Source organism: Candidatus Desulfolinea nitratireducens, assembly GCF_982879505.1.
In genome coordinates, this window is sequence record NZ_CEYOSI010000258.1 from 1 (window position 1) to 4502 (window position 4502).

Sequence of the window (4502 nt, forward strand, 5' to 3'; positions counted from 1 at the left end):
TGCGTATTCTTCAATGATCTCTTCAAATGAAGCATCCTGCGCCAAGAGACCTAAAATATATTCAACTGTCAGGCGCGTCCCCTTAATCACAGGTTTTCCAACCTTGATATTCGGGTCAACGACAATTCTTTCAAGCATTTTTTTCTCAGTCATAAGATTTCAACCTCTGTATTTCATTATAATCGAGAATATTAAGACTTTTAAAGCGCCCTTTGTTTTCACCCAAAAATTCTATCCATAAATAATCTGTTTGAGATCACATTCGCATGATTGGCGATCTCGGCCATTTCCATATGCTTCTCCGATTTTTCAGCAATCGGTGTATCGATACTGTACTTCCGGAATCGCGATCATTTCATCCCCTTGCGATAAATCACTTAAACAAATCAGAATGTGTGCCCGTACGAACGAGAAGAAGCTCGGTTTCGTTTACCTCGTAGATAAGTAACCAATCTGGCTCAATATGACATTCACGAGTCCCCTTGTATTGACCAACTAAAAGATGATCCCGATATTTGGAATCCAAACTTTCTCCTGCTACCAGTTTTCTGATGACTTCTTTGAACACTTCGAATTTATTTCCACGGTTTCCCATTCGCTTGACATCTTTTTTTAATTGCGATGTCCGACGGGGCGTTTTCATTAAATCCCCAAATCGTCAAAAAGGTCTTCTGGTGTATTGAAACTCTCAAGGTTGCTGCGCAATCTCGCATCTTCCAATGCAACCGCTGTGAGCTTGTTTGGAATCTTAACTATAAAGGGTAATCCTTGTTGAAGCTCCACTTGCTTGTAAAAAAGTGTAATTGCTTGCGAGGAGGATAATCCTAATTCTTTAAAAACCCGCTCCGCCTTATTTTTTAACTCAGGGTCAATTCTTGCTGAAATTGTAGATGTTTTGATCATAGTTCACCGTATTTAGACTTAAGTGTACTTCCAATGTACGGACATTCTAACACATTTTTGTGTCATCTACGGCGTCACCGCCGGGATGGGAGTCTCGGTTGGCAAAGGCGTTTTGGTAAAAGTTGCAGTAGGTATCAGGGTATTCGTCGCTGTTGGGATCGCCGTCGGCGGGAGGGTTGGGGGTGGTGTCTCGGTAGAGGTGGGAGTGGCCGTCGGCGTTGGGGTTGGCGTGGGCACGTTCAACGTCACGTGAACGATCCGCTCGGCAGTGGCATCCCCTTTATCCCCATCCAAAGTCAGGCGTAGAGAAATGACACCATTTGGAATATCTTCCAAATCCCAGGTGGCCAGCTTTTCAGGAGTCTCATACTGGGCACCACTATCAGCAATCATCACCGTCCATTCTGAGGGCTCTTCGCCCTGCCCATAATCCAGGCGCCAACGACCAAAATTATCTTTTACGGTGACGATGCCTAAGATATCGAGGTTATTGGCGGTGATGATCTGCCCCTCATCAAGATTGGTAAAGCGAAGAATGGGCTGGGGATCGTTCCCGTTGCATTCCCGGTTTGGCGCATAGATAATATTTTTAGGGAAATCATGCGCTTCGAGCCAATTTTTGCCCGTATTGGTATCAAGCCATTGCCGCGCCCAATCATCATCTACGCGCATCACCATCTCTGTTTTGGTGAAATCATCACAGGAATCGGAAGCTTCGAGGCCCGTCCAGGTATCAAGGGTCACCCTGCGCCATAAATCCATCCCGGAGGGAAGGGGTGGTTGGTCGGCGGCGAAAACTTCAGTGCGGCTGCCGCTTTTGCAGGAATTCGAAGGCTCTGTGCCAGAAATGGAGCAGATCACTTTATCGATAATTCCTTCAGGACGGGCAAATCCCAGGGATGCACCTTCGGCCAACTGAGGGGCGACTGTCTGCATAAATTGTGACCAGATCGGCGCAGCACCGCTTAACCCGGTGGTTTGATTCATCGGGGTGTAATCGGCATTGCCCACCCAGACTCCCACCGCGAGATTGGGGGTGTAGCCCATTGTCCAGTTATCGCGATAATCATTGGATGTGCCGGTTTTCGCCGCAACGGGGAAAGGGAGATTTAGATAGGAATTGGGCCCAAACATCCATGTGCGAGCGGGATTATCCGATAAAATCGACGAGATCAGGAAAGCATGCTCCGGACGAAGGGCCTGCTCCCCTGGTGGAGGGTTGTACTCGTAGACAAGCTCTCCGTTATGATCGAGGATTTTGGTGATCGCCACCGGCGGGATGCGAACCCCTTCATTTGCCATTACTGCAAATGCCCCGGTCATCTCCAGCAGGCTGACATCGCCACCGCCAAGGGTTAATGCAAGACCGTAATCTTTCCGCTCTGAGAGGGTGCTAATCCCAAGCCGCTCGGACATGGCGATCATGCCTTCCTTTTCTTCGGTATCAGGGTCATCGTAAATGCCGACAAAATCGAGGGCTTTTACCGCCGGGATATTAAAGGAATTTGCCAGCGCTACACGCAAGGTGACGGCGCCATGAAAACGCTCGTCGTAATTGACAGGTTTATAGGGTTCCCGTGGATCATTTGGATCGCCCGAGGGCGGAAACTCGGAGGGCACATCCCAGATCAGGGTGGAGGGGGTCCAGCCTTTTTCAAAGGCGGCCAAATAAGTGATTGGCTTGATCGAGGAACCCGGTTGACGCGTTGGGCTGGTGGCCATATTGACCTGCCCTGAGATCGCGGCATTATCAAAATCAGGTGAACCGACCATCGCGAGGATCTTCCCCGTCTTCGGGTCAATTGCCACCAAAGCTCCATTCTGGACATTGCGGTCATTTAAGGCCGCCACCTGGCTGGAAACCATCTGCTGGGCAGTATCCTGAAAATCGGGGACAAGGGTTGTATAGACCGTGAAACCAGAGCGATAGATCGTCTGGGCATCATACTTTTCTTCGAGAATACTACGCACGTAATTTACCCAATGGGGATAACGGATGGAAATATTAGGTGGATTAAAGGTGTAATTCTCAATCGTTTCAACAGCATGGACCGCTTCCAGCGCCCCTATGCAGACCAGCTCATCACTGTTGCTAACAGCTATACAACCTTTTTCTTCGCTAAGCCGATAAGAGAGGAAGATCACATCGCGCTGACGGAGCAGGGTGCCTTCGCGATTGGTGTGAATATCATGGATCGAAGGCGATTGTGGCAGCCCTGCCAGAAAGCTCGCCTCGGCAAGGCTCAATTTATCAGCGGTTGTGTTGAAGTAAGTCTCTGCTGCGGCTTCGATTCCGTAGGAGAGATTGCCATAATTAACTTCGTTGAGATAAAGTTCCAGGATTTCATCTTTGCTGTAACGGCGTGTGATCTCTGTAGAAAGGATGATCTCACGCGCTTTTCGGCGATAAGTCTGTTCGAAGCGTTCTTCCTGCGAGAGAAGCAGCATCCGCGCCAACTGCTGAGTGATCGTCGAGGCGCCTGAGACAATTTCCCCGCTGGAGTAGTTTTGCCAGAGCGCGCGTACCAACGCGACCGCATCGAAGCCGGGGTGGTTATAAAATTCCTTATCTTCGGTTGCGATGGTTGTTGCGACCAGGAGGGGAGAGATGTTTTCCAGCGAAATATAGGTGCGCCGCCCTGCGTTTGGATCCAGAATTTCGTAGAGAATATGCCCCTCGCTATCGAGGATGCGCGTGGTTTCAAATTGGGAAGCCCGCGCCCGCAAATCGTCCACATCGGGGAGGGTCGAGGCGATCACGTTGTATTGGTAGAGGGCATAAGACCCCGCGACCAGTCCAGCGATGATCAACCCGAAGATGAATAAGATCAGGCTGCGCAAAATACATCCCCAACCCTTGCGAAGATTTACCCCTTGAGAAGCCCTCTTTTCTTGTCGCGCGGCGGGGTGTGCTGGCCGCGAAACAGGGTTAAATGCAGCAGGCGTGACCCGGGTCGCGCCCATATCTCTTTCGTCCACACGACGTGGAAGAGAATCATAAACGCTGGATTTTGTCTCCTCTGACGAGGCATCCGGATACGGAGGGGCAGGGATATCGGCCTGTGTCTCATCTTCTGAGGCAATCAGGCGGCGTAAATACTCGTCTCGGTCTTCGGGTGTTGGCATAGTTTTCTCGAATGGGCGTAAATATCACCACAGAGACACAGAGTACACAAAGTTTTTCTTGATTTTCACAAAGATTTTCTTCGTGCTCTTAGTGTCTTCGTGGTAAAAAAAGGTTATGGTTTAGACATGACCAGAGTCGTCCAGGACCCTTTCATGACCGTATCTCCATCTTGATTCTGCACATACATTTGCAGAATAACAGAGCCGCCACCTACGCCACGCAGGGCTTTGGTCGCAGTGATCTCCATTTCGACATGGATCGTATCACCAAGGTAGATCGGTTTGATAAATTTCCAGGTATTGATCTCGCGGAAGGCCATCACGGTACCCTCCAGCACGCCAGTGCGCAGGGCCAAACCGGATGCGATCGAAAGCCCCAGCAAGCCATGGGCCACGCGCGCGCCAAAAGGCGAATTCTCGCTATACTGGGCATCAGTGTGGATCTGGTTATAGTCGCCAGAAAGACCTGCAAA

General features: G+C 49.9%; 5 protein-coding genes. All 5 read right to left on the bottom strand.

Annotated elements, in window-relative coordinates; all coding sequences use genetic code 11:
- On the bottom strand, nucleotides 1-153 hold a 153-nt coding region (locus AC3DOM_RS15965; RefSeq protein ID WP_487920039.1), incomplete at its 3' end, for a DUF433 domain-containing protein.
- Nucleotides 154-373: 220 nt separating this feature from the next.
- Nucleotides 374-643 (bottom strand): type II toxin-antitoxin system YafQ family toxin, encoded by a 270-nt coding sequence (locus AC3DOM_RS15970; RefSeq protein ID WP_487920035.1) that lies wholly within the window; start codon nucleotides 641-643, stop codon nucleotides 374-376.
- Nucleotides 643-903: a type II toxin-antitoxin system RelB/DinJ family antitoxin gene (locus tag AC3DOM_RS15975; protein ID WP_487920036.1), complete on the bottom strand. Its 261-nt coding sequence runs from the start codon at nucleotides 901-903 to the stop codon at nucleotides 643-645. Before AC3DOM_RS15975 ends, AC3DOM_RS15970 begins: the two co-directional genes overlap by 1 nt.
- A 66-nt stretch (nucleotides 904-969) precedes the next feature.
- Nucleotides 970-4029 (bottom strand): transglycosylase domain-containing protein, encoded by a 3060-nt coding sequence (locus AC3DOM_RS15980; RefSeq protein ID WP_487920037.1) that lies wholly within the window; start codon nucleotides 4027-4029, stop codon nucleotides 970-972.
- Between the two features lie 113 nt (nucleotides 4030-4142).
- Nucleotides 4143-4502, bottom strand: a 360-nt coding sequence (locus AC3DOM_RS15985; RefSeq protein ID WP_487920038.1) for a MaoC/PaaZ C-terminal domain-containing protein, incomplete at its 5' end; no start/stop codon positions are given.